General features: G+C 52.7%; 27 protein-coding genes. 22 read left to right on the top strand and 5 right to left on the bottom strand.

What is annotated here, in order from left to right; genetic code table 11:
• Window positions 1-445: 445 nt before the first annotated feature.
• Complete coding sequence (locus ACJTMZ_RS08855) at window positions 446-1939, bottom strand: flagellin (protein ID WP_047365816.1); 1494 nt, start codon at window positions 1937-1939, stop codon at window positions 446-448.
• A 310-nt stretch (window positions 1940-2249) separates the two neighbouring features.
• Here ACJTMZ_RS08855 and fliD point away from each other — a divergent pair, with 310 nt between their 5' ends.
• The 3 genes from fliD to ACJTMZ_RS08840 are packed head-to-tail and all read left to right on the top strand — an operon-like array spanning window position 2250 to window position 4505.
• Entirely contained in the window at window positions 2250-3752 is a 1503-nt protein-coding gene (fliD, locus tag ACJTMZ_RS08850) for a flagellar filament capping protein FliD (RefSeq protein WP_017692826.1), read from the top strand.
• Window positions 3753-3796: 44 nt separating this feature from the next.
• A complete protein-coding gene (gene fliS, locus ACJTMZ_RS08845) occupies window positions 3797-4204 on the top strand; it encodes a flagellar export chaperone FliS (protein ID WP_017692827.1) in 408 nt (135 codons plus the stop codon).
• Window positions 4197-4505, top strand: coding sequence for a flagellar protein FliT (locus ACJTMZ_RS08840; RefSeq protein ID WP_252010952.1), 309 nt, complete (start codon window positions 4197-4199; stop codon window positions 4503-4505). The genes fliS and ACJTMZ_RS08840 overlap by 8 nt, the downstream gene beginning before the upstream one ends.
• Window positions 4506-4621: 116 nt before the next feature.
• Here ACJTMZ_RS08840 and ACJTMZ_RS08835 read toward each other — a convergent pair whose 3' ends face one another.
• From ACJTMZ_RS08835 to flgA, 3 genes are all read right to left on the bottom strand, one after another.
• Window positions 4622-5065, bottom strand: coding sequence for a flagella synthesis protein FlgN (locus ACJTMZ_RS08835; RefSeq protein ID WP_032654668.1), 444 nt, complete (start codon window positions 5063-5065; stop codon window positions 4622-4624).
• 23 nt (window positions 5066-5088) lie between these two features.
• On the bottom strand, window positions 5089-5379 hold the full coding sequence (flgM, locus tag ACJTMZ_RS08830; RefSeq protein ID WP_017692828.1) for a flagellar biosynthesis anti-sigma factor FlgM: 291 nt from the start codon (window positions 5377-5379) through the stop codon (window positions 5089-5091).
• Window positions 5380-5452: 73 nt separating this feature from the next.
• Window positions 5453-6151: a flagellar basal body P-ring formation chaperone FlgA gene (gene flgA / locus ACJTMZ_RS08825; protein WP_015571601.1), complete on the bottom strand. Its 699-nt coding sequence runs from the start codon at window positions 6149-6151 to the stop codon at window positions 5453-5455.
• Between the two features lie 259 nt (window positions 6152-6410).
• Between flgA and flgB the strand changes: the two genes are divergently transcribed.
• From flgB to ACJTMZ_RS08730, 19 genes are all read left to right on the top strand, one after another.
• Window positions 6411-6821 (top strand): flagellar basal body rod protein FlgB, encoded by a 411-nt coding sequence (gene flgB / locus ACJTMZ_RS08820; RefSeq protein WP_015571600.1) that lies wholly within the window; start codon window positions 6411-6413, stop codon window positions 6819-6821.
• Window positions 6822-6825: 4 nt separating this feature from the next.
• Window positions 6826-7230, top strand: a complete 405-nt coding sequence (gene flgC, locus ACJTMZ_RS08815; protein ID WP_015571599.1) for a flagellar basal body rod protein FlgC — start codon at window positions 6826-6828, stop codon at window positions 7228-7230.
• Between the two features lie 8 nt (window positions 7231-7238).
• On the top strand, window positions 7239-7937 hold the full coding sequence (locus ACJTMZ_RS08810; RefSeq protein ID WP_252010951.1) for a flagellar hook capping FlgD N-terminal domain-containing protein: 699 nt from the start codon (window positions 7239-7241) through the stop codon (window positions 7935-7937).
• 28 nt (window positions 7938-7965) lie between these two features.
• Window positions 7966-9180 (top strand): flagellar hook protein FlgE, encoded by a 1215-nt coding sequence (gene flgE / locus ACJTMZ_RS08805; protein ID WP_015571597.1) that lies wholly within the window; start codon window positions 7966-7968, stop codon window positions 9178-9180.
• Between the two features lie 9 nt (window positions 9181-9189).
• On the top strand, window positions 9190-9927 hold the full coding sequence (locus ACJTMZ_RS08800) for a flagellar basal body rod protein FlgF (RefSeq protein WP_017692829.1): 738 nt from the start codon (window positions 9190-9192) through the stop codon (window positions 9925-9927).
• Window positions 9928-9945: 18 nt separating this feature from the next.
• Window positions 9946-10728: a flagellar basal-body rod protein FlgG gene (flgG, locus tag ACJTMZ_RS08795; protein ID WP_408626911.1), complete on the top strand. Its 783-nt coding sequence runs from the start codon at window positions 9946-9948 to the stop codon at window positions 10726-10728.
• Window positions 10729-10790: 62 nt separating this feature from the next.
• Window positions 10791-11504 carry a flagellar basal body L-ring protein FlgH gene (locus tag ACJTMZ_RS08790; RefSeq protein WP_015571594.1) on the top strand — a complete coding sequence of 238 codons (714 nt, stop codon included), beginning with the start codon at window positions 10791-10793 and terminating at the stop codon, window positions 11502-11504.
• Window positions 11505-11562: 58 nt separating this feature from the next.
• A complete protein-coding gene (locus ACJTMZ_RS08785; protein ID WP_045324746.1) occupies window positions 11563-12627 on the top strand; it encodes a flagellar basal body P-ring protein FlgI in 1065 nt (354 codons plus the stop codon).
• The gene (flgJ, locus tag ACJTMZ_RS08780) at window positions 12627-13556 is read left to right on the top strand and encodes a flagellar assembly peptidoglycan hydrolase FlgJ (RefSeq protein WP_045349520.1); all 930 of its coding nucleotides are present in this window, start codon (window positions 12627-12629) and stop codon (window positions 13554-13556) included. The genes ACJTMZ_RS08785 and flgJ overlap by 1 nt, the downstream gene beginning before the upstream one ends.
• A gap of 104 nt (window positions 13557-13660) precedes the next feature.
• Window positions 13661-15301: a flagellar hook-associated protein FlgK gene (flgK, locus tag ACJTMZ_RS08775; protein ID WP_252010950.1), complete on the top strand. Its 1641-nt coding sequence runs from the start codon at window positions 13661-13663 to the stop codon at window positions 15299-15301.
• Window positions 15302-15312: 11 nt separating this feature from the next.
• Window positions 15313-16206 (top strand): flagellar hook-associated protein FlgL, encoded by an 894-nt coding sequence (gene flgL / locus ACJTMZ_RS08770; RefSeq protein ID WP_017692833.1) that lies wholly within the window; start codon window positions 15313-15315, stop codon window positions 16204-16206.
• A gap of 64 nt (window positions 16207-16270) precedes the next feature.
• Window positions 16271-17899 carry a methyl-accepting chemotaxis protein gene (locus ACJTMZ_RS08765; protein WP_032649212.1) on the top strand — a complete coding sequence of 543 codons (1629 nt, stop codon included), beginning with the start codon at window positions 16271-16273 and terminating at the stop codon, window positions 17897-17899.
• A gap of 169 nt (window positions 17900-18068) precedes the next feature.
• Window positions 18069-18797 (top strand): RNA polymerase sigma factor FliA, encoded by a 729-nt coding sequence (gene fliA / locus ACJTMZ_RS08760; protein ID WP_026094273.1) that lies wholly within the window; start codon window positions 18069-18071, stop codon window positions 18795-18797.
• Window positions 18798-19153: 356 nt separating this feature from the next.
• The gene (gene flhD, locus ACJTMZ_RS08755) at window positions 19154-19504 is read left to right on the top strand and encodes a flagellar transcriptional regulator FlhD (protein ID WP_023295279.1); all 351 of its coding nucleotides are present in this window, start codon (window positions 19154-19156) and stop codon (window positions 19502-19504) included.
• Window position 19505: 1 nt separating this feature from the next.
• The gene (flhC, locus tag ACJTMZ_RS08750) at window positions 19506-20078 is read left to right on the top strand and encodes a flagellar transcriptional regulator FlhC (protein ID WP_015571589.1); all 573 of its coding nucleotides are present in this window, start codon (window positions 19506-19508) and stop codon (window positions 20076-20078) included.
• A gap of 85 nt (window positions 20079-20163) precedes the next feature.
• Window positions 20164-21060 carry a flagellar motor stator protein MotA gene (gene motA, locus ACJTMZ_RS08745; RefSeq protein WP_017692837.1) on the top strand — a complete coding sequence of 299 codons (897 nt, stop codon included), beginning with the start codon at window positions 20164-20166 and terminating at the stop codon, window positions 21058-21060.
• The gene (gene motB / locus ACJTMZ_RS08740) at window positions 21057-21962 is read left to right on the top strand and encodes a flagellar motor protein MotB (RefSeq protein ID WP_408626910.1); all 906 of its coding nucleotides are present in this window, start codon (window positions 21057-21059) and stop codon (window positions 21960-21962) included. The genes motA and motB overlap by 4 nt, the downstream gene beginning before the upstream one ends.
• Window positions 21949-23937 carry a chemotaxis protein CheA gene (gene cheA, locus ACJTMZ_RS08735; RefSeq protein ID WP_032649208.1) on the top strand — a complete coding sequence of 663 codons (1989 nt, stop codon included), beginning with the start codon at window positions 21949-21951 and terminating at the stop codon, window positions 23935-23937. The genes motB and cheA overlap by 14 nt, the downstream gene beginning before the upstream one ends.
• Window positions 23934-24437: a chemotaxis protein CheW gene (locus ACJTMZ_RS08730; RefSeq protein ID WP_015571587.1), complete on the top strand. Its 504-nt coding sequence runs from the start codon at window positions 23934-23936 to the stop codon at window positions 24435-24437. The genes cheA and ACJTMZ_RS08730 overlap by 4 nt, the downstream gene beginning before the upstream one ends.
• Window positions 24438-24502: 65 nt before the next feature.
• On the opposite strand, the gene ACJTMZ_RS08725 is transcribed toward ACJTMZ_RS08730, so the two are convergent.
• Window positions 24503-25558 (bottom strand): ABC transporter ATP-binding protein, encoded by a 1056-nt coding sequence (locus tag ACJTMZ_RS08725; RefSeq protein WP_045349524.1) that lies wholly within the window; start codon window positions 25556-25558, stop codon window positions 24503-24505.
• Window position 25559: the final 1 nt, after the last annotated feature.

The following is a 25559-nucleotide window of genomic DNA, read 5'->3' as shown; positions in this document are numbered from 1 at the left end:
ATTTCTCCTTTTGCACGCTGTGCAGCGAAAACGATTTTAACATTAAATATCGGCTGTCGCTATAAATGAGTTGGTTAATTTTATCTCACTGGTCATATCATTTAAACAATTTTGAGATGAGTTGTTTAGCGGAAGGTTGCGTTCATAATAAATAAACGAGATGCGTTCGTTCTTTCATTTCGTATTCAATGGCCCTTTACGCATGCTATTTATGGTCGATTACCGTTTGTCTCCAAATAGGGTAAACGCGTTTTTATATTGTTTTGCGAGACCTTTTTAACCATATTGTTTGTAATGTTTTTGGTTGGTTGTAACTTGCCTGACAGACGGTCAGGGCAGCGGAGAAGGATTGAGGACGATTAGCGAGGTTCAAAACGAAAAAAGCCCTCCGACAGGGAGGGCTAACGCGCAATAAATACGCGTAAAATGTTGAGGCTTTTCGGGATTAGCGCAGCAGGCTCAGAACGTTCTGAGGTACCTGGTTAGCCTGGCTCAGAACGGATACACCGGCCTGTTGCAGGATGTTAGAACGGCTCATTGCGGACACTTCCACGGAGAAGTCAGCATCCTGGATACGGGAGCGGGCTTCGGTGGTGTTGATAACAGTGGTGTTCAGGTTCGCGATGATAGAGCTGAAACGGTTCTGAATCGCACCCAGGTCAGCCTGGAAGTTAGTCACTTCAGTCAGGGCTGCATCCAGGTTACCCAGCAGGTCGTCGGCTGCGGCAGCGTTAGCGGCGGTGTTGATGAACGCGGAGTTCGCTGCGCCTGCATCCGCAACGGTAGGGGCAGTTGCGTTATCTGCGAAGGTCAGCTCTTTCACCACAGTGTTACCGCTTGCGTCGGTGCTCTGCGCGAAGTATTTGGTGTTTGCACCGTCTTTCACGGAGAACAGCTGCATGTTGCTGTCAGCAGCGTCAGCGCCAAAGGCCGCGTTGGAGATCTCGTCCAGTTTAGCCTGATCCAGCGTCACTTCAGAACCATCCTGAGCTTTGAAGGTCGCGCCTTCTTTCAGCTTGGTGGCATCGCTCAGTGTTGATGGACCGTTTACCAGGATATCGGCATCCAGCGCGCTGACTTCCGTTACGTTAGCGGCAGTGACGGCGTCGATTTGAGCAGTAGTACCGGAACCATCATCCTTGAAGGTCATTGCGGCTGTATCAAGTTTAAACATCTTTTCGTTCACGGTGTCGTAGGCGAACACTTCACCGCCAGTGCTGTAAACTTCAACATCCGCAGCAGCACCTGCGCCAATTGCGGTTGCCAGCGCAGCGCCATCATCAGCTTCGTTGTATTTCCACATACCGGTAGCACCGGTATCGATACCCATGTCATCACCATCAGCCTTAAGGTCAGCTTTCTTGGTGTACTGACTGGTGGCGCCCGCAGAGCCGGCAATTTTATCGAATGCAGCAGTGAAGCCGTCCAGACCCAGAGAGTCGATGTCCAGTTTCTTCAGATCGATGTCGATGGTCTGGCCATCTTTGTCGCCAATCTGGATGGTCAGTTTATCTTTGGAGCCATCGAGAACGTTAACGCCGTTGAAGTTGGTGGTTTCAGAAATACGTTTGATTTCGTCCAGACGTGCAGAGATCTCTTTTTTAATGGAGTCACGGTCGTCAGAGGAGTTAGTACCGTTTTTTGCCTGAACGGTCAGTTCACGGATACGCTGTAAGTTCTCGGTTACTTCTTCCAGCGCGCCCTCGGTGGTCTGCGCCAGGGAGATACCATCGTTGGCGTTACGTGCTGCCTGGGTCAGGCCGCGGATAGAAGAGGTGAAGCGGTTAGAGATCGCCATACCTGCTGCATCGTCTTTCGCACTGTTGATACGCAGACCGGAAGAGAGACGCTGAATTGCAGTACCCAGAGAAGTCTGAGATTTGTTCAGGTTGTTCTGAGCCATCAAGCTCAATGCGTTAGTATTAATGACCTGGGCCATATCAATATCCTTTTAAATAAAGTAACGACGGCATTCGCCAGTTAAATATGCGATGTCTGTTGCGCATACTGAATTAATCGGATGAAAAGGAAATGACTAAATTATTTTTTCATAATTTTTTATATTCCAGAAAAAGCATTCACAAGTGACGGCAATTCTCCCGATTACCTCAGTCAATAGCCTGATAAGCGTGTAAGAGTGTATTAATGTGGTGGTTTCGTTGTCGCCTGAACTGTAAAAAATTAAACTTTATGGCCGAAACCCCGATGATATCGCTATATCTATCTTCACTGTAACAGGAATACAAATCATGGCTTCGTTCTCTATGTCAGGCCTCGGCGGCTCCGGGTTAGATATTGAAAGTATGATTTCGCAGCTCCAGGTAGCTGAGAATAAAAAATTAAACCCCTATTTGCAGAAGCAGAGCAATTATGAAGGACAAACTTCCTCCTGGGGTAAAATCTCCAGCAGTCTGGATGCGGTGAAAACGGCGCTGAAAAAACTGGAGGATGAAGGGTTCAACGGGGTCAGCATTGGCACCAACAAGGCATTTAACGCAACGGCAGGTAAGGGAGCGATCCCGAATAGTTACTCGGTCCAGGTTGAGCAGTTAGCAAAAGCCAATAAAGTGGGGACGGCACCGCAAAATGCGAACGACACCCAGCTGGGTGACGGCGCCGGTCCGCGTACGGTGACCATCACCGCAGGCAAAGGCAAGCCGATGGAGGTGGAGCTGAAAGATGATGAAACCTCTCTGGTACAGATTGCTAAAAAAATTAATGCTAAAAATGGCGATGTTACCGCGACGGTAATGCCTGCCGAAGATGGCAAATATCAGCTGGTCGTGACGTCGAAAAAGACCGGCGAAGATGGCGAAATTAGCATCAGCGTAAGCGGCGACAGTAAGCTGGCAAAAGTGCTGGATTACGACCCGGCAGTCACGCCGGGGGCAGATAATGCCCGGGAGATTACGCCGGCGCAGAATGCCATTGTCTACGTTGATGGTACGAAGATTGAACGCAGCTCCAATACCATTTCTGACGCCATTGACGGGATCACCCTCGATCTGCGCGAGGTCTCAGAAAAAGATCCTGACGACGCATCAAAACTGAAATCAGAAACACTGTCGATCACCGCCGATACCTCTAAGGTTAAAAGCCTGATTGAAGAGTTTGTGAATGTCTATAACGCCTATCTTAGCGCAGCATCCAGCGCCAGTGCATACAACGAACCGGAAAAGACGACCGGCGATGAACTGCCGCAGGCCAATGCGTCAAACGGCGCGCTTTTCGGTGACGGTACCCTGCGCCGTTTGACCAGCCAGATGAAGTCCGCTGTCGCCGGGAGCTATGGCGATGCCGACGATCTGTACAAATCTCTGGGTGCGCTCGGTATTGAGGTGAAGTTCAACGAAACCAAACCCGGCGAGGAGCGTACCGGGACCCTGGGCATACTCACCATCGACAATAAAAAGCTCGACGAAGCGCTGAAGAAAAATCCAAAGGAAGTGGAAGCTCTATTTTTAGGCACCGGCTCAACGGGCGGGATCAAGGATCGCATGGAGGAGGTGTTCACCACCTATCTGGGCGATAACGATTCGATCCCGAAGGTTGAAGGGGCGATCTCCACCGCTCTCAAGGGGGTAAAGGAACAAAATACCCGCGTTGAAAAACAGATAGCCCGCATGCAGGAACGCATTCAGGACAGCCTTGACCGCAGCCGTAAGGAATTCCAGCGTCTCGACCAGGCCCTGACGCAAATGAACAGTACGAGCCAGCAGCTTCAGTCCGCGCTGCTTGGGATCATGGGTTAAACTTAACGCATCCGGGCAGGCCAACTGCCCGGCAGGAACCGAAGATGTACACCAAAACGGGCAACAGCGCCTATTCCTCCGTCTCTCTGGACAGCCAGATTGCTGGCGCCACCCCGCACCAGCTCATCGTTTTGCTCTACGACGGAGCAATCAATGCCATGCGTCGCGCCGAGATCTACTTCCAGTCCGGAAACATCGCTCGCCGGGGTGAGATGATCTCCCGTGCAATCAACATTATTGATAATGGCCTGCGCGCCGGGCTTAACCATGAGGTTGGGGGACAGATTGCCGCCGATCTGGAGCGACTGTACGAGTATATTTCGCGCTCTCTGCTGGAAGCGAACCTTAATAAGTCCGGGGAAATGCTCCCACATCTTATCTCACTGATGGTGGATATGGCCGAGACGTGGAAAGCCATCGACCCACAGGCGCGTCAGGTGAAGCATGGCTGATAAACTCACGCGGCAAATCGCCCTGATGTTGCAGAGTAACGAACGTCTACAGCAGTTAGCAGACGAGGAGGCGTGGGAGTACTTTAACGTAGAGGTTGCAGCCTACGCCCGGGGTATGCAGGCGCTCTGTGAGTTCAATCTCTCGCCGCTTGCTGAAGACGCCCGCGCACAGCTTGCGCAGCTTCTTGCCCAGGACGAACGTCTGCGCCAGCGGATGTCTGTCCGGCTAGGTCATCTCAGCAATAACATTTCTGCTCTACTTAAATCAAACGCGTCTGCCCAGGCATACCACACTGTCTGACGCTCCCGCCCCTGAAGGCGGGAGCGTGTCCCGCCTCAATCCCTCTGCAAGATGACGTTAGCGCGTAAAAAAAGCCCGCCATGGGCGAGCTCGGTTACGGGTAAGCAAGAGGCGAATCAGATGCTGATATTGTATTTACGACCCGCAGGAGCCTGGCTGGATTCCCCGGCGGGGCCGTAGAGCGCGTTGGCGTGACCCACGCGGTCTACCACCTTCTGCATATATTGATTCTTCTTCATATGGTTTTGCAGAAGCGTTTCGACCTGCGCGTTCAGCGTTTTGGTGCTTTGCACCCGTTCTCTGATCAGCTTCCAGCTGGTGAACAGCCTGCTGTGATGGTGATAGGGCGCCTGAAGGGCGGAAAGCTGTTCCTGCTGGAGACGCATTTCATCATAGTACTGAATCGACGAAAGCAATTGGCTTTTATTATCCGATAATACCTGTAGCGAAACGGGATTTATTTGTACGCGGCTGAGCTGATTGACCTCTTCAATCATGATGGCTTCCAGCTCGTCCAGGGACGTTTTCATTTGCGTCAGTATCGGGTACAGCTTATCCATAATGTTAAAAAATCCTGCCGTTATTAATACTCAAAAATATGTCGCACCAGCGCCTGAGCAATTTTCTCTGGCTCGATAGTGAGTTCCCCGGAGGCCATTGCGGCACGGATTTTATCCACCCGTGCATAATCCACGTCACGGCTGTCATCGGTCTGAATTTTTTTTGTCAGCGCGCTCAGGGTCACTTCGGTTTTGTTTCCGCGCGCTTCGCCCGTCGCGACACTATTTTCCTGAGTAGTGCCGCGTGTACGCAGTTCCTGTCCGCCAGCCAGATTGCCAATCGGTGCGGTGGGTTGGGTGCTTTCGATGCTCATGTTTATCCTCGCCAGTAATCGTTACTGCTCTTGCCTATACACTAGTCTTCGGAAATACACGAAAAAACTAAAATTATTGTTCTAAAAAAATTGTCACGGCTCCGTCACGACCCACTTTTCCCGTAACGTTACGTCCACCCGTAGTTTTCACGCGCAGCGTATCGTCAACCGCAGCGTTGTTTAGCGCTTTGCCCTGGCTGCGGATAAAGAAACCCGGTCCCGACATGACCAGCTCTACCGTCTGCCCGGCGCGAAGACGCCACTGCTGGCGCAGCTGGTTTTGCAGCACCGGTTTGCCCGCGGAAAGGGGGCGCAAAAGGCGTTGGCCGACAATGTCCCTCGCCTCAAACATTAGCCCAACGGGCAAATCGTCTATGCTGCCGGTCATGGGAGTAATATCGCCCTGCTGCACAATTTCCCCGCCCTTCAGACTATGACTGGCGACCCAGAAGGTTCCCTGGGCGCTAATGCTAAACGGCAGATAGAACTTACGCATGCCGCAGCGCGCCACTGCGGTGCGTTTGCCGGTGAGGCGGTCATCATGCCCGGCCAGGCTCAGGTCAGGATTTTCGCACACCGCTGATAGCTGTCCGGGCGAGGCCAGCAGCGTAACGGTACGAACGATATTGCCTGGATTTTCCGTGAGCTTAACCAGCGCCTCCAGTTTCTGCACTAATCGAAGTTTCGCCGTTGTCGCGGATGGCACGCTGGCATACAGCGGGCTCGCGAAAAGGAGCGTTACCAGCGTTACGCGTAATAATGGAAGCTTCATCTTGTTGCCTTATTGTAAAACCAGTAAAGTAAACGGGTATGCTTATTCTGACTAAATTATATACGTGATAGAAACGCTTTTATTGCGTTAAATAACGACACTTCTGCTGCCGTTTTCATGAATCAGTTCCGCATGTTTTAAATATCTATCTTAATTTCGCTAATAGCGCCTATTTCTGTCAGGTCTTTGCAGTGTGATATTTCATCAGCGCTGTCTACACTATCGCGGTTTATATAAAGCAAGGCAGAGGCCAGAGTGCATGATGAATAAACTTGACGATGCGTTTCGCTTCCAACAGCAAGCGTTAGGTCTGCTCTCGCGTCGGCAGGAAGTCCTGGCATCGAATATTGCGAATGCCGATACGCCAGGCTATCAGGCGCGAGATATTGATTTTTCTCAGCAACTTAAAAATGCGTTAGGGAATAAACCTGCATCAGGGCCTGTCACAATGGCTTTAACGTCCAGCAAGCATATGCAGGGTAAAAAAATGCCTTTTGATGATGCTCAGTTGCTATATCGCGTACCGGATCAACCAAGTGCTGATGGTAACACCGTGGATATGGACCGCGAGCGAGTTAATTTCGCGGATAACGCCATGAAATATCAATCGAGCCTGACATTCCTCGGTGCAGATATTAAGAAAATGATGACGGTAGTCAGTCAGGGGTAAATAAATGTCGTTATTTAGCGTATTTGATATTTCAGGCTCGGCGATGGCCGCGCAGTCAAAACGTCTCAACGTGAGTGCCAGCAATATGGCGAACGCAGACAGCGTTGCCGGACCGGACGGACAGCCTTACCGCGCCCGTCAGGTCATGTTTGAAGCGGACACCTCTGCCGGCCAGGGCATCGGCGGCGTCAGAGTCAGCGACGTAGTGGAAAGTACAGCGCCCGATCGCCTGGTCTATGAGCCCGGTAATCCGCTGGCGGACGAACAGGGATATGTACGTATGCCTAACGTCAACGTGGTCAATGAGATGGTCAATACCATTTCCGCCTCACGCAGTTATCAGGCAAATGTGGAGGTGATGAACTCCGCCAGGGCCCTGATGCAGAAAACCTTAACCCTCGGTCAGTAAGGCAGGATATGACAGTTTCAACGGTAAACGACACCAGCGGCAATACCAGCACCTACGGCACGGGCAGCAGTGCAGCCGACCTCTCCGAGCAGTTTATGAAGCTGCTGGTTGCACAGATGCAAAACCAGGACCCGACTAACCCGATGGATAACAACCAGCTGACCTCCCAGCTGGCACAGTTCAATACCGCCGCGGGAGTGGAAAAACTCAACGCATCTGTCGGCAACGTTCAGGCGCTTATGGCGCAGTTGGGCAGTATGAGCGCCGCCTCCTGGGTTGGCCGTGGGGTACTGATCGAGGGCGATCCGAAAGTCGCCTTTGGTGACGCCACGCAGCCACTGGACGGGGAGGAGAAGCCATCAGACAGCTTTAGTTTCCTGTTATCGGGGGATGCAGAAACGGTCACCGTCACGCTGACGGATGATGAAGGCAATGCCTATACGGCGCAGCTGAAGGACGTGAAATCCGGTGTGAAGACTTACACCCTCGACGATCTGGAAAACTTCCAGCCGGAGCCGGGGCCGCCTCAGGACAGGGAATACACGCTCTCCTTTGAGGCGAAAAATCCGGAAGGCGATAACCCGGAAATATCCGGCCTGATTCAGGAGCAGGTGTCTGGCGTCACGATGACGGCCAACGGCGCGGTACTGCACCTGCTCAAACATGACCCCATCACCATGGGCGACGTGGTTGTTATCCAAAAATAGCGAATAATTTACTCTCTGGAACTTCAATATGAGCTTTTCACAAGGTCTTAGCGGCCTCAATGCAGCCGCCAAAGCGCTGGACGTGGTTGGAAACAATATCGCCAACTCCCAGACAGCAGGTTTTAAAGCAGGCTCCGTGGCCTTCGCCGACATCTTCGCCGGAACGACGGGTCTCGGGGTTCAGGTTGCGGGCGTGACCCAGAACTTCGGCGACGGTGGCCTCACGGCGGGCAATAGCTCGCTGGATATGGGCTTACAGGGAAAAGGATTTTTCCGCATGGTAAGCGAAGGTGGCGCCGTCTATTACGGACGTAACGGCCAGTTTAAGCAGGATCAGAACGGCAATATCATCAACAGCACCAATGGATTGTACCTGACCGGCTACCAGGCGACCGGTACGCCGCCGACAATCGCCCCTGGCGCACCGGTAGGACCCATTCGTATACCGACGGAAGACATGCCCCCCGCGGCGTCCACCGCCGGATCCCTTACGGGTAACCTGAAGTCAGATGACACCACCATCATCACCGACTCGTTCGATTATAGCGATCCGAAAACCTACAACTACCAGAGCCAGATTGAGGCGACCGACACGCTGGGCAATAAACACACCGTAAAGGTCTACTTCGTGCAGACCGCGGCAGGCGAGTGGAAAGCTTACGCGCGCGATGAAACCGCGCCCGGCACGCCTGATGTGACCTCCCTGGATTTAAAGTTCGATAGCAACGGCAATATGGACACGGCGGCGATGGCCAGTACCAAAATGACCATTAACGGGGCCGCGTTTAATGGCTCCGCGCCGCTGAGTATCGACATGGATCTTTCCAGCTTGACCCGCCGGGCCACCGATAGCCTCGTGAAAGTTGACACCATCGACGGTCAGGCCCCGGGTAAATATCAGAGCTTTGTTATTGGCGACAGCGGAGAAGTGGTCGCGACCTACAGTAACGGTCAGCGTCAGACCGTGGCACAAATCGTACTGGCTGATTTCGCCAACAGCGGTGGGCTGGCGGCTGAAGGTAATAACGTCTGGAGCGAAACGCCGCAGTCCGGCCAGCCTTTCCTTGGTACTTCCGGCTCCGGCAGCTTCGGTACGATTAACGGGAATATGCTTGAGCAGTCTAACGTCGATCTGGGTCAGGAGATGGTCAATATGATTGTCTACCAGCGTAACTACCAGTCGAATTCGCAAACCATCAAAACCCAGTCTGAGCTACTCCAGACGCTGGTTAACCTGCGATAAGGGCGGCGGATGGATCGCGCAATATATACCGCATTGAGTGCTGCCAACGCGGCGCTCAACCGCCAGGCCGTGACGTCGAACAATATGGCTAACAGCGCCACGGCGGGCTTTCGTGCTCAACTGGCCGCGTTTCGCGCTGTGCCGGTTGAGGGGCAGACCCTGAAAACTCGCGCGCTGGTAGCGGAATCGACGCCGTATAACGACGACACCATGGGACCGATTACCCACACCGGACGCAGTCTCGACGTTGCACTTCCGCAGAACGGCTGGCTGGCGGTAGCCTTGCCAGACGGTAGTGAAGGGTACACCCGTAACGGCGGCATTGAGATCGATCGGGACGGCGCATTGCAGGTTGGCGGGAAGCCGCTGATGGGCGATGGCGCACCGCTGGTGGTTCCTCCCCATTCGCAGATCACCATTGCGGAGGACGGTACCGTCTCTGCACTTGGCGCGGGTGATGAGCCAACGGCCGTCGTGCCGGTCGGAAGACTGAAAATGGTTAATGCTCCCATGAGCACCCTGCTCCACGGCGACGATGGGCTGTTTCGCCCGGCGGCGGGCAATGCGTTGCCCCAGGATGACGCCATGCGTCTGAGTCCTGAATCCCTTGAGGGAAGTAACGTGAGCCCGGTGAAGGCCATGACGGAGATGATCGCCACCGCACGCAGCTTCGAGATGAACATGAAGGTGATCCGCACCGCGGATGAAAACGCGCAAAAGGCCAACCAGCTATTAAGCGTGGGCTAACCCGCGCAAGGAGTACAGATGATTCGGTCATTATGGATCGCAAAAACCGGTCTGGAAGCACAGCAGACCAATATGGACGTGATTTCAAACAACCTGGCGAACGTCAATACCAACGGCTTTAAGCGCCAGCGAGCGGTGTTCCAGGATTTGCTTTATCAAACCATGCGCCAGCCCGGTGCACAGGCTTCCGAACAGACAACGCTGCCAAGCGGCCTCCAGCTGGGTACCGGCGTGCGTCCGGTCTCTACCCAGCGCGTGCATACTCAGGGCGGCCTGAACATGACCGGCAACGATACCGATGTCGCTATCGAAGGCAAAGGCTTCTTCCAGGTGCAGTTGCCCGACGGCAGCACCGCGTACACCCGTGACGGACATTTCGATAAAAATGAAAACGGTCAGTTGGTAAATGCAGAAGGCCATCCCATTCTGCCGGGCGTCGTAGTACCGCAGGACTCCAAAGAGATGCAGATAAGCCCTGATGGTATCGTCAGCGTGACGCTCCCGGGTCAGGCTCAGCCGCAGCAGGTGGGGCAGTTGACCCTGGCGACCTTTGTCAACGATGCCGGTCTCGAAAGCATTGGCGGCAACCTCTATCGTGAAACGCAATCCTCCGGCGCACCGAATGAACTGAATCCGGGCCTTGAAGATGCGGGTACGCTCAAGCAGAAGTACATTGAGACGTCTAACGTCAACGTGGCTGAGGAGCTGGTCAATATGATCCAGGTCCAGCGCGCCTACGAGATCAACAGTAAGGCCGTTTCTGCATCCGATCAGATGTTGCAGAGGCTTACCCAGCTTTAATTTCCTCTCTCTTACCGCTCCGGGCGCAGGCTCGGGCGGATAGATGGTTTATCGACACGTAAATGAAAACACTTTTTACATACAGTCCAACAGGGCTATCGCGTCCTGCACTGCTGGCGGGCGTGCTGCTGCTAAGCGGCTGCGCGCATATTTTGCAAAAACCGCTCGTGGACGGACCAACGTCGGCAGAACCATTACCGATGGCACCGGTCACAACCGGCGGCTCGCTGTTCCAGGCAGGACAGGCCATGAACTATGGCTATCAGCCGATGTTTGAAGACCGCAGGCCGCGCAGCGTGGGCGACACGTTGACGATCCTGCTTCAGGAAAACGTTAGCGCCAGCAAGAGCTCCTCCGCCAGTGCCAACCGTAATGGATCGGCCGGAATGGGATTACTGGCCATGCCGGGCAGCTCGAACAGCTGGCTGGGTAACGGCAAAGCTGACTTTAACGCGGAGGGCAAAAGCGACTTCTCCGGCAAGGGCGGGGCGGCAGCGCGCAACACCTTTACCGGCACCATCACGGTGACGGTAAATAAACTCCTGCCGAACGGCAATTTACAGGTGGTTGGTGAGAAGCAGATAGCCATAAACCAGGGGACCGAGTTTATACGCTTCTCGGGTGTGGTGAACCCTCGCACCATCAGCGGGGCCAACACCGTGCCCTCAACTCAGGTGGCGGATGCGCGCATTGAGTATGTCGGCAACGGCTACATCAACGAAGCGCAGACGATGGGCTGGCTGCAACGCCTGTTCCTGAACCTTTCTCCTTTTTGATACGACGATGAATACAAAATCCATTCTGTTATTTCTCGGCCTGCTGCTCAGCATTCCGATGCTGTACACGCCGGCGCAGGCCGAGCGAATTCGCGATCTGGCCACGGTGCAGGGGGTGCGCTCCAACTCGCTAATGGGCTACGGGCTGGTGGTAGGGCTTGATGGCACGGGCGACCAGACGATGCAGGCGCCGTTTACGGGCCAGAGCCTCAATAATATGTTGTCCCAGCTTGGGATCACCGTACCGGCGGGCACCAACATGCAGCTGAAAAATATTGCCGCGGTGATGGTGACGGCCGAACTGCCGCCGTTCGCCCGCTCAGGGGATAAGATCGACATCGTGGTCTCTTCTCTGGGGAATGCGAAGAGCCTGCGTGGCGGTACGCTGCTGATGACGCCACTTAAAGGGGCGGACAACCAGATCTACGCGATGGCGCAGGGCAATGTGCTGATCTCCGGGGCTGGCGCGCAGGCTGGCGGCAGTCGCGTGCAGGTTAACCAGCTTAACGGCGGTCGCATTAGCGGTGGGGCGACGGTTGAACGCGAAGTCCCGAATGACTTCGCCACGCAAAACACGCTGCGCCTACAGCTTAACGAGTCAGATTTCTCGCTGGCGCAGCAGATCAGCGACGAGATTAATCGTCGCTATAGCGGTGGGGCGGCAATCCCTGAAGATGCCCGTACTGTACGTTTGTTTGCACCGCCGGATGGTCCTTCCCGGGTGCGTTTCCTCGCCAATATCCAGGATATTCCGCTGCGGGTGGGGATACAGGATGCGAAGGTCATTGTTAACTCTCGTACCGGCGCCGTGGTGATGAACCGCCATGTTTCCCTCGATGCCTGTGCCGTAGCTTATGGATCGCTGACGGTAGAGGTTACACAGAATAATGTTGTGAGCCAGCCGGATACTCCCCTCGGGGGAGGGCAGACCGTCGTGGTGCCACAAACCGATATCTCAGTACGCGACCGCGGCGGCTCGCTGCAAAGCGTGCGCAGCAGCACGGATCTGAACGCGGTGATCAGGGCACTCAATACGCTTGGCGCGACGCCAAATGAGCTGATGTCCATTTTGCAGTCAATGAAAAATGCAGGCTGCCTGCGTGCGAAGCTGGAGGTGGAGTGATGAATGCTTTCGATCGTCTGGATAAGCCAGCCTTTGACGTTCGCTCTCTCGACGCGCTAAAGCGCGATGCACGCCGCGCTGAACCCGGGGCGCTCAGGGCGGCGGCGCAGCAGATGGAGGGGATCTTCGTGCAGATGATGATGAAGAGCATGCGCGATGCCACCATCAAAGATGACCTCATGCACAGCCAGTCCACCGATATGTTTACCGCGATGCACGACCAGCAGGTGGCGCAAAATATTGCCGGGAGCGGACAGCTTGGGTTTGCGGATATGATTGTGCGCCAGTCAGGCGGGGAGATCGATAGCCCATCGGTGTCGACGCCCGGCAGCGGTCCGCTTAATTTGCCGGGACTTTCCTCCTCCGTCAGATCCGCCACCGGTCCGCTGGCGCCGTCTGCGTCGGTCTCCTTCAGCAAAGTAGCGCAGGGGGCTCAATCCTTTATTTCTCGTCTGCTGCGTCCAGCACAGATCGCCGCCAGGCAGAGCGGGGTTCATCCGCAACTGATCCTCGCGCAGGCGGCGCTGGAGTCAGGATGGGGGCAGCGTGAAATCCCCACCGCTGACGGCCGCCCCAGCCATAACCTGTTCGGTATTAAGGCCGGAGGTGACTGGCAAGGCAAGACCACAGAGGTGATGACCACCGAATACATCAACGGCGTGAAGCAAAAGATAAAGGCCTCGTTTCGCGTTTACGATTCCTATGAACATGCGCTCGCCGATTATACGAAGCTACTCACTAAGAACCCGCGCTATGCGGGCGTTGCGCATTCCCGTTCGCCGGAGCAGGCGGCCAAAGCGCTTCAGGCGGGGGGATACGCAACCGATCCTGCCTATGCGAAAAAACTGATCACCATTATTCAGAAAGTAAAAGGTGATATTAAGCAGGGTGTAGAAGCCTATAAAAACGACCTCGCGAAAATATTTTAAAAAAGTTTTTAGATAAATTCGCAATCACCGATGAATAAAGCAGAGCAATAAATTTGACCCTGCCCGAATATCGGGCTGGAAATAACGGAATATCCAGGTGCCTTATGAACAACCTCTTTAGTCTCGCGAAAAGTGGCCTTAGCGTAGCGCAATCCGCTCTTAGTGTGGTAGGCAGCAACCTGACCAATGGCATGAGCGATACCTATAGCCGCCGCAGCCTTGTGATTGGTGAGCTCGGTGGCATGACCACGGGAAACGGATTTTATGGCTACGGTGCGACGGTAACTGGCGTCGATCGCGCTTACGATGCTTTTGCCAACAAGCAGCTACGCGGCTCCGTCTCAAACTGGGCCTCGCTTAACGGCCGCATGGAGCAATTGAGCGACATTGATAATATGTTGGGCGATGAATCCGACAACGTCTCTGTCTCTATCAATAACCTGTTCAAGTCGATGGCGACGCTGAGCGCAACCCCAGATGACGGCCCGGCCCGTTCCGCAGTATTCAGCTCACTCGGCGTATTGACCCAGCGCTTCAATGACAGCGGCAAGCGCCTCACCGCGCTGGAAAAGAGCACCAACACCAATATCGAAACCAGCGTTAAAGAAATTAATAGCATCAGCGACCAGCTGGCAGAAGTGAATAAACAGCTGGAACGCGTACAGGCGCAGAACGGTACGCCGCCTGCGGACCTGCTGGATCAACGTGATGCATTACTGGAAAAACTGAGTGAGCAGATCGGTATAGATGTAACCGAGAATAGCGTATCTGGCCGCGTCGACGTAACGCTTCAGGATGGTCGCCCCCTTGTCTTTGGCGAAAACGCCAGCAAGCTACAGGCCACAGCGTCTGAAAGCGATCCTGACAGAATCGTTGTCTCTTACGTTGATAGCAACGGTACTACCACGCCAGTTAACGAAGCGAGCATTACCAAAGGCCGCCTGGCCGGGTTGTTTAAGTTCCGCAGCGAAGATCTTGAGCTCGCTAAAAACGAGCTAAACCAGATCGCCTTTATGATGGCGAGCCGCATGAACGAGCAGCACCGTTTGGGTGAGACGCCAGCGGGTGTGCCGGGGGGCGATCTTTTCTCTCTGCCACCTATGAAGGCGGTGGCAAATGCAGGCAATGCCGGTGGGGGAACGCTCGACGCTATCAGCGTGACGGACTACACCAACGTAAAATCTGAAAATTACAGCATCGACTTTGATGGAACAAACTGGAACGTAATGGGGGAGGACGGACGCCTGGTGAAGCAGGTGCCGGCCGGTTCCGCCACGCTAGAGTTTGACGGCATTGAGATTGATCTCTCCGGTGTGACCGCAAGCGCCGGCGACAGTTTTTCCTTTAATCCTATGACTGGGGCTGCGGAGGGTATTGGCCGCGCGATCAACAGCGCACAGGATTTTGCCGCAGCGGATGCCTCCGGGGGCGGGGTGGGAAATAATCTTAATCTGGAAGAGATGCTTAAGATCCAGAATGAGAAACTGATTGGCGGCAGCACGCTGACGGAGGCTTATTCAAGCCTGGTGGGGACCATTGGTTCTAACGCGCGGGCGGTAAAATCGGGCATTTCCTCGGCTGAGATCGACCTGCAAACTAAATATGATGCGAAGCAGGCGCTTTCAGGTGTGGATATGAACGAAGAAACCGTCAATATGCAGATGTTTATTCAATATTACCAGGCCAATGCGCAAATTCTACAGACCGCAACCACCATGTTTGATTCGCTGCTTTCGATTAAATAAGGAGCTATCCGATGCGATTAAGTACGCTGTATATGTTTAAACAGAGCGCCGAGAGCATGTCAAAGCGCGTGAGTGATAATAATAATATTTATCTTCAACTCTCTGCTGGAAAATCGTTGCTGCGAGCCTCGGATGATCCAAAGTCCGCTACCGATGCGGTAAATTATCAGGATGCACTGGCGAAGCTTGAGCTTTACAGCAACGTACGTTCAACGGTGCGGAGTTCACTTGAGCATGAAGATAATATCCTGAATGGTGTGGGCAATTTGCTGACCACCACCCTCACCGAAAAAATCGTAGCGGCGAAAACGGAAAGCTACTCTGATGAAGATCGTCGGGCGCTGGGTGCAGAGATTAAAGGTATTCGCGGCAATCTGATGGATCTCGCGAATAATCGCGACGGGAGCGGGCGCTATATTTTTGGCGGATTTAAAAGCGATACGGCGCCGTTTGACGATGCGGGTAACTATGTCGGCGGTGATACCGCTCGTCGACAAACCGTTGCCGATGGTACGGATATGCAGACGGGCCACCTGGGCAGCGATGTTTTCGGGGATATATTCTCTGTTCTTGATAAAGCGGTAGAAGAACTTTCTCGCGATCCCATCGACCGTGATGCGCTGAATGCTGCGTTGAGCGCCGCCAGCGAAGCGGTTTCCGGCGGCATCGATCGTCTGGGTAAGGCGCAGGCGGAACTGGGGACCAACCTTCAGCAACTGGACGCGCTTGATATGAGTGGCGACGTCATGATCAACGACACCATAACCAAGGTTCAGACGGCCATTGGCGCTGACTATAGCACGATGACCTCGCTCATTATGGATTCTAAAATGTCAGAATTTGCGCTGAACGCATCCATGATGGTATTTCAGTCAATGCAAAAAATGAATTTATTTAATAAATAACATTATCTTTCCATCTTATTTCTGAAAGTTTTAGCCGCATATTATGTGCGGCTTATGAGGACCTATGTTAAATAAACTTAAAATCTATACCGTAATCAGCCTGATTATCGGCATGATCTCTTGCATGCTGTTTGGCGTTACGGCTTTTTCCGTTTATAACTCGGTGACGATTAATAAAAATTTTAAACGCGTTGTGGACGTTAATGACAGCAACGCCTACATGACTAACGCCGCATATAACATTAACTCGGTGGTGGCGAATACGAACGGGATGATGCTTCAGACGTCGCTGCATAAACCGCTGTCGCCAGAGATGATCAAACATACCCACAACCTGCTGAAAGAGGCGCGCAAGGAGATGGATGCTTTCGCGCAGGTGAAGTTCAACAGCCTGGCAGAGACAAGGGCTGCTGAGGAGCTTCGCGCCAAATTTGACCTGGTTTATAACACCGTCCAAACCAAGCTCGGCTATCTTGAGCGACCGGAAGGATACCCGGGCTCGATGAACGGTGATATGGAACTGCGTACCGAGCTGCGTCAAAAAATTGAGAAGTATTCAGAAATCTCATCTGACCGGGGGTACGAATATGTATCAGTAGCTGAAAGCAGCTACAAGATGATGATTTGGGTCAGCGTGGTGATGATGGCCATCGCGATTTGCGTATTGTTAGCCGTTCGCTACTGGTTGCGTATTGCGCTGGTGCGCCGGATGGAAACTACCGTTGAGATGCTTCAGCGCGTAGCGGCAGGCGATCTGAGTCATGCCATAGAGACTGGCGCTGATAACGAAATTGGCAAAATGCTCAGAGAGCTTGAGAAGATGCGTGTCTCCCTGACCAACACCATTACCGGTATCCGTGAAGGGGTAGTGAATATCCATTCTAACGCCCAGGAGATTGCTCAGGGCAACAGCGACCTTTCCTCCCGTACCGAAGAACAGGCTGCGGCCCTTCAGGAGACGGCTGCCAGCATGGAGCAAATTAAAACCACCGTACGCCAGAATGCGGATAACGCACATGCGGCGCGCAGTCTGGCAGAAGGGGCAAGCATGAATGCCCAAAATGGCGGTGAGGTGATGGTAAACCTGGAAGCTATCATGGCGCAGATTACCGAAAGCTCCCGTCAGATTGCTGATATTAACGGCGTCATCGACAGTATCGCCAATCAGACCAACATTCTGGCCTTGAACGCGGCGGTTGAAGCCGCTCGAGCGGGAGAGCAGGGGCGTGGCTTTGCGGTAGTTGCGGAAGAAGTGCGTAACCTCGCCAAGCGCAGCGCCGATGCAGCGAAAGAGATTAATCAGCTGATTAATACCAGCGTTAACAATATTGATACAGGTTCGCGCCAGGTAAGCCAGGCGAGCGGCGTCATGCAGGACATCGTGACTTCGGTTGCTGAGGTGACGCAGATTATGGGCGAAATCAGTTCGGCCTCTGACGAGCAAAGTGCGGGTATCAATCAGATTTCGCAGGCCGTGAACGAGATGGATCTGGTGACTCAGCAGAACGCGGCGATGGTGGAAGAAGCGGCCATGGCGGCAGGCAAACTGGAATCTCAGTCGGACGAGCTTGAGCAGCTTGTTGCCCAGTTTACCCTGCGAGATGAAAAAGTTGAAAAACGCCATACGCCCGCGCCGGAAAAAATGACGTTGCGTCACGTTGAAAATGATAATGCGCAGTGGGAAACGTTCTGACATCTGCGGAAAGGGAATAATTGGCGTCAAGAGTGCCGCCAATTATTCCTGTCAGGCAGGGAGATGATTAAATTAACAGAATGCGCATTTTTATAAAAGCTTATCGCACTTTTTGATTATGTGGTTTCAACTGATAATTGAGAATGTGAAGATTAGGTGGAAGAAATGCGTGGACGGTATATACACAGCTGAAGGGCTGGAGAATAAAACGGCATTGTGGTCAAAATACCATTTTATCGTCAGGCAAGAAGCGCTGCGTTTGCATAAGAGATTGCCTGCCAATGTCGAATTAGACGATCTCATTCAGGCGGGCTCCATGGGTTTTTTGAGTGCCATTGATAGCTTTGACCCTAAAAAAGGGGTGGCCCTTAATGCCTGGATCTCACAGCGTGTGAAATGGGCATTAATGGATGAGCTTCGGGAAAGTGATTGGGTTCCACGGCGCGTGCGATCGCATTCGCGGGAAATTGTGTCACTTATTCAGCAGATCGAACAGGAAAAGGGGGGAGAAGCGACCGAAGCTGATATTGCTGAACGGATGGGCGTTTCGCTAAAGGAATTTCAGCAAATGCTGGCTGATAATAATAGCAGCCAGATGTACTCTATTGATGAGCTTCAGGAAAACTATTCTGACAGTTGGGAGAGTAATGACGGCGAAAATGCACAGCTTAATCCGTTAAATGAGGCCATTCAGGAGAACTTGATAGCCAACATTGCTGAGCATATCCGAATGATCCCCAAGCGTGAACAGCAGATATTGCAGTTTTATTATCAGCAGGATCTGAACATGAAAGAGATTGGATTAATTTTGGGCGTTACCGAAACGCGCGTTAGCCAGTTGCACAGTTTAGCGATAAAACGTTTACGAAGCAGAATGGATCGGTTAAGGAAAGAATAACATAGCGATAACATTAACAAGATTAACAATATTTCCTAAGTAAAGTTAATTACGTTGCGTGATAATTAAGAATGTTTAACAATGCGTGTTTTTATAAGTAAATCATTTAGTTATGATAATTTTTGGGTGCGCGTTGTTTTCTTAAAGCTTGCTAGGAAAATTCTTAATGAATATGATTTCGTCAGATTTGTGATGTAGCCATCCTTTGGCATTGAAAAGTTTTTCGATAATTTATTGAATCAGCTTGACTGAATTCAGCGATTATCAATGCCAAAAGACTCTCTGCATCGACCGGGTAAACATTTTGCCTTAACTATTTAGCCTTGTTTGTGGTTGAAAAACAGTGGGAGCTTTTTGTGTCCAATTTTGACGAGTATCTGCAAAACATTCACGATATTAATCTTTCTTATTTATTACTGGCACAGCAGCTGATCAGACAGGACAAGTTTGCTGCCAGTTTTCGTCTCGGCTTATCCGAAGGCACGATTGATAATTTAAAAGAGTTGTCTTTACCACAGTTGATGAAACTGGCTGCGACCAATCAGTTGATTTGTCGTTTACGCGTCGATGACGAAGTGGTCATCGAAAATTTGACGAAAGATTCGCGTATTGAAGCTCTTCAGCAAATTCATACCGGCATCATTTTATCGACAAACTTACTTAATTCATTAAGCGAGTCCGATGCTGCTGTGACGGGAGAAGCATAAAATGTGCGAGAAAAGTTTATTGCAAGAAATTGAAGAGGTAAATATTGCCATGGGGTTAATTAACCTTGGGGCAAGAATGCAGGTTCTGGAATCTGAAACTTCTTTAAGTCGTCGGCGTTTACTGCGCTTGTATAAAGAGTTACGCGGCTGTCCGCCTCCAAAAGGGATGCTCCCTTTTTCTGAAGACTGGTTCATGTCATGGGAGCAGAATATTCACTCTTCCATGTTCTATAACATTTACCTTTATCTTCAGAAAACTGGGGGCGGGCGTCCTATTGAAATATTGATGAAAACCTACCGTCTTTATCTGGAGCAGTGTGGTTCTTGCTGCGACGATAAACCTGTCCTGGGGCTAACGCGTGCCTGGACATTATTACGCTTTATCGACTGCGGTATTATTTCCCGTAAGGCCTGTAGCGTTTGTTCCGGTGGTTTTGTGGTCACGACGGAATTCATCAAAAACCCGTTCACCTGTAGTTTGTGTAGCCCTCCTTCGCGGGCATTTAAGAAATCGCAGGTCAACCTCAGCGGAATCGCAGGCAATTATGCCACGCCGGAAATTATGACAGCCTGACGGATGTTCGATGGCAATGCACAGGATGGCGTTTTATTCGATGCCACGGCACTCGACATCGGTCAGCGAGTAAAAAGGAGAGAGTGTGTTAGTTATCTTTGGCTATCTTGTTGTTATTGCTACCGTATTTGGTGGGTTCGTACTGTCTGGTGGTAATCTGCTCGCGCTGTTCCAGCCTTTGGAGTTGTTAATTATCGGCGGTGCCGGGGTCGGCGCTTTTATTGTTGGTAATAACATGAAATCCCTTAAGGCGACGGGTAAAGCTATCGTGAAGCTGTTCGTGGGGAAACGCTACAACAAAACGGTTTATATGGACCTGATGGCGCTTATGTTTTTGCTGCTGTCAAAAAGTCGTGTTCAGGGACTCATGTCACTTGAGAAAGACATTGAAGATCCGGCGGGCAGCGAAATTTTCAGCGCTTATCCTCGTCTGATGAGTGATCCGATGTTAAGCAACTTTATCCTCGATTACTTCCGCCTAATGATTGGCGGAAGTATGAACTCGCATGAAATCGAAGCGTTAATGGATGAGGAAATTGAAACCTGCGAAGAGGAGCTTGAGGTTCCGGCCCACAGTCTGAATACCGTCGGCGATGCCTTTCCGGCCTTTGGTATTGTGGCTGCCGTCATGGGGGTAGTGAACGCGCTCGGTGCCGCGGACCGACCCGCAGCTGAGCTCGGAATGCTGATTGGCCACGCGCTGGTGGGCACGTTCCTCGGAATTTTGATTGCCTACGGGTTTGTTTTACCGCTTGCAACCTTGCTGCGTCAGATGAGTTCCGATCAGGTCAAAATCCTTCAGTGTATAAAAGTCACGCTGCTCTCCAGTCTAAACGGCTATGCGCCACAAATTGCCGTGGAGTTTGGCCGAAAAACCATTTTTACCAGCGAACGGCCTTCCTTTGAGGAGCTTGAAGAGCATGTGCGGGAAGTGAAATCCAGCGCCAGCCTTAAGTCTAAGTCTGCGGATGCCACGGCATGAAAAACGATTCCCCGATAATCATTTCGCGCAAGCGAAAGAAGAAAAAGCATGCTCATCACGGTGGTACGTGGAAAATCGCCTACGCCGATTTTATGACCGCGATGATGGCGTTCTTCCTGGTAATGTGGCTGATTTCTCAGTCCAGCACGGTGCAGCGGGAGATGATCGCCGATTACTTCCGCATGCCGCTTAAGCCATCTATGGCCAATGGCGACAAAACCAGCCTGAGCGACAGCATCATCCCCGGCGGCGGTGACGATCTGATGAAGCAGGACGGAGAAGTGGCGAATCATAAGCGGGTACAGAGCGAGCGGCAGCGCTGGATGGAGAGCCTGAAACAGGCCAGAGATAAATTGCAGCAGATGATCGAAACCGATCCCCGGCTCAATAACTTTAAATCCAACATAATGCTGCGTCTTACCAACGACGGCCTGCTCATTCAGATCACCGACAGCCAGGATCGCCCGATGTTTAGAGTAGGCAGCGAGCTGCCGGAATCCTATATGAACGGCATTTTGCAGGCGCTTGTGCCGCTGTTGCAGGAGTTGCCCAATAAAATCAGTCTCACCGGCCATACCGACTCGCTTCCCTATGTGGGCGGCACCTCCGGATACAGTAACTGGGAACTTTCTTCCGGACGCGCCAACGCCGCGCGCCGCGTGCTGGTTAAAGCAGGTCTTGACGATGAGCGTTTTCTTCGCGTGATCGGCACGGGAAGCCGTATGCCTTTAGAAAACAGTGATCCCTCAAGTCCGGCGAATCGCCGTATTAGCATTTTGGTATTAAGTAAAACCAAAGAACAGGATATCCGTCTGGAAGACACGCGCATGCATCGCCCAGAAAACGTCCTGAACAACACTACGCAGCAGGAGGTAAGGGGGTATAGCGATGGACATGAATGATTTCACCGAGATCTTTTTTACCGAAGCGGAAGAGCTGCTGGCCGAGATGGAGAAGCATTTGCTGGAGATTGATGCCGCATCGCCGAATCCTGAACAGGTAAATGCCATTTTTCGCGCAGCGCATTCTTTGAAAGGCGGGGCAGGGACTTTTGGCTTTAATGCCCTGCAAGAGACCACGCATTTACTTGAGAACCTGTTTGACCAGGTGCGAGCCGGAGAACGCTCGCTTAACCGAACGACCGTTAATCTATTTCTGGAATGTAAAGACATTATGCAAGCGCAACTGGAAGCCTATCAGTCTTCGCAGGAACCTGATGAAGCGAGTTATCGCTATATTTGTGAAGCCCTGCGCAAGATTGCTCTGGAAGACAAACATGCCCAGACGGCAGTCGAGTTGCAAGACAAAGCCGCGACGCAGCAGGGGGCAGCTGATGGTGAGCCTTTACTCTGCGTGACGTTGAAGAAAATTCCTGAAAGCGAGCGGGCAATGCTTCAGGAAGAGTTATCCCACATGGGAGAGATTGTCGCTACGGAGAAGGCTGATGATGGCATGGTGGTTCAGCTGCGCACGAGCGCCTCTGCCGACGATATCTCCGCGGTGCTGTGTTTTGTGCTTGAAGAGTCGCAAATACTTATCGAGCATGTCGTTCAACCAGCGTCGGTTGAAGTGACTTCTCCTGTTACGGACAAGGCTTCTGTAGTCGCGGACCATTCAGAACCGCCTTCACGACCTGCCGCGCCGGTGCCAGCCCGCAGTAATAGTCAGGAATCGGGCAGCATCCGCGTGGCGGTCAGTAAAGTCGATCAGATCATTAACCAGGTGGGTGAGCTCATCATCACCCAGGCGATGCTATCTCAGCTTTCCAAAAAACTTGATCCAGCGAGCTACGACATGCTCTCCAGCTGCGTGGCGCAAATGGAGCGTAATACACGCGAGCTTCAGTCATCAGTCATGTCAATTCGAATGATGCCAATGGATTATGTGTTTAGCCGCTTCCCGCGGCTGGTGCACGATCTGGGTTCACGCCTGAACAAAGAGGTAGAGCTAACTCTTCGTGGCGGCTCGGCCGAGCTGGATAAGAGCCTGATCGAACGCATTATCGACCCACTGACTCATCTGGTGCGTAACAGTCTCGATCACGGCATTGAGCAGAAAGAAGAACGTGCCCGTAAGGGGAAGTCGGTAGTGGGCAATCTTATCCTCTCGGCGGAACATCATGGCGGCAATATCATCATTGAGGTGACTGATGATGGTGCCGGACTGAACCGGGAGAAAATCCTCGCGAAAGCCCGCTCCCAGGGAATGAATATCAGCGACACCCTCAGCGATGAGGACGTATGGATGCTGATTTTCGCCGCGGGATTTTCCACCGCAGAAAGCGTGACGGATGTTTCCGGGCGCGGCGTGGGTATGGACGTGGTCCGTCGTAACATTATGGCCATGGGCGGCCATGTCGAAGTCCTTTCAAAGCCGGGAGAAGGCACGACGATACGCATTATTCTGCCGCTGACGCTGGCAATCCTTGATGGCATGCTGGTGAAAGTTGGACAGGAGATCTATGTTCTGCCGCTCGGCGCGGTAATGGAATCGCTGAGGCCCGGCGAGGATATGCTCTGCCGCTTCGTCGGGGAGGAACGCCTGCTGCAAATTCGTGGCGAATATCTTCCGCTGGTGATGCTGCGTCAGCGCCTATCGGTGCCCGGCGAGACCGCACCTGAAGATGGCATTGTAGTGATCGTCCAAAGCGCTGGATGCCGCTACGCCCTGTGGGTCGATCAGCTCATTGGTCAGCAACAGGTTGTGGTAAAAAACCTCGAACAGAACTATCGCAAAGTACCGGGCGTTTCAGCCGCGACCATTCTCGGTGATGGCAGCGTTGCGCTAATCCTCGACGTGGTTGAACTGTCGACGATGAACGGACAAAAGGAAAACCATGTCAGGCCGACGTTCGGCAAGCAAGGAGTAACAGCATGACCCAAACAACGACAAAGCCTGCGGGCGCGGACGCTATTGCGCAGGAGTATCTGGTTTTTCGTCTCGGTAACGAAGAATATGGGATCGACATTCTGAAGGTACAAGAGATACGTGGATGCGATAGCGTTACTCGTATCCCGAACGCGCCAGGTTTTATCACCGGCGTGACCAACCTGCGCGGTGTGATAGTGCCAATAGTTGACCTTCGCGTGCGCTTCAGTCTCCCTGACGTTCAGCAGGATGACAGTACGGTGGTGATCATCCTTAACCTCAATAATCGCGTTGTAGGAATCGTGGTAGACGGTGTGGTTGACGTGCTGTCGATGGACATGGATCAGATTAAACCGACGCCGGACTTCGCGTCCATGCTATCAAGCCGCTATCTTCTTGGGCTTGGCGTGATGGAAAACAGAATGATCATCCTGGTCAATATCGAAATGCTGCTCAGCCGTGAAGAGATGGATATGGTGGATTCGATGCTGGAAACTAGCCTGGCCTAGCCTGATATATACCCACCGCCATTATAAAATCCCCCTGCGATTGCAGGAGGGATTGATTAAGCATTCTATGACCGCAGGCGCTTACCGGTCTGGGCATCAAACAAGAACATTTTTTCCGCGTCTACGGTGAGGAAGACCTTCTGACCCACGTTGATATCCAGCTTTTCATGGGACACCACGATCAGCTCCTGATCGTTGATACGCACCCGGATCTCCTGTCCTTCCCCGGTCATTTCTATCAGCACGATTTCCGCAGGCATCCCTGACTCGCCGATCCGGATATAGTGCGGCCGGGTGGCGCAGATGATCTCCATCCCTTCAATATGTGAGCGGAGGGGGCAGGGGAAGCGGTAGCCGTTGTTGAGCACAATCTCGCCGTGCTGAATCACGCCTTTAAGGGTGTTAATTTCCGGCGTGCCGATAAAGCCCGCGACAAACAGGTTATCCGGGTTACGGTACAGCTCTTCCGGGGTGCCGACCTGCTCAATATGTCCGGCATTCAGCACCACAATCCTGTCCGCCATGGTCATCGCCTCCGTCTGATCGTGCGTGACGTAGATGGTGGTGCGCCCCATCCGCTGGTGGATCTTACGAATTTCTCCGCGCATTTTATGGCGCAGTTTGGCGTCCAGGTTGGAGAGCGGTTCATCAAACAAAAAGGCCTTCGGGTCACGCACCAGCGCGCGTCCCATCGCCACGCGCTGACGCTGGCCGCCGGAAAGATCCCGCGGGAGGCGATCGAGCAGATGCGTCAGGCCGAGGATTTCCGCTGCCTCTTCCACGCGCGCCATCCGTTCCGCTTTTGAGACGCTGGCAAGCTTCAGGGCAAAACTCATGTTGTCCCGCACCTTCATGTGTGGATAGAGCGCATAGCTCTGGAACACCATGGCGATATCGCGTTTTTTGGCGGGCAGAGTGTTGACCACCTCGCCGTGCATCAGCAGTTCACCGGAGGTGATGTCTTCCAGACCCGCAATCATGCGCAGCAGGGTGGATTTCCCACACCCGGACGGGCCGACCAGCACAATAAATTCGCCTTCGTGAATGCTCAGCGAGATCCCTTTAATGATGCTGACGTTGCCGTAGGATTTGCCGAGATTATTTAAAACGATTTGGCTCATG

The sequence above is a fragment of the Enterobacter sp. DN genome, from assembly GCF_046054285.1.
GTDB lineage: Bacteria > Pseudomonadota > Gammaproteobacteria > Enterobacterales > Enterobacteriaceae > Enterobacter > Enterobacter hormaechei_C.
This window is presented reverse-complemented; position numbering and strand designations above follow the sequence as displayed.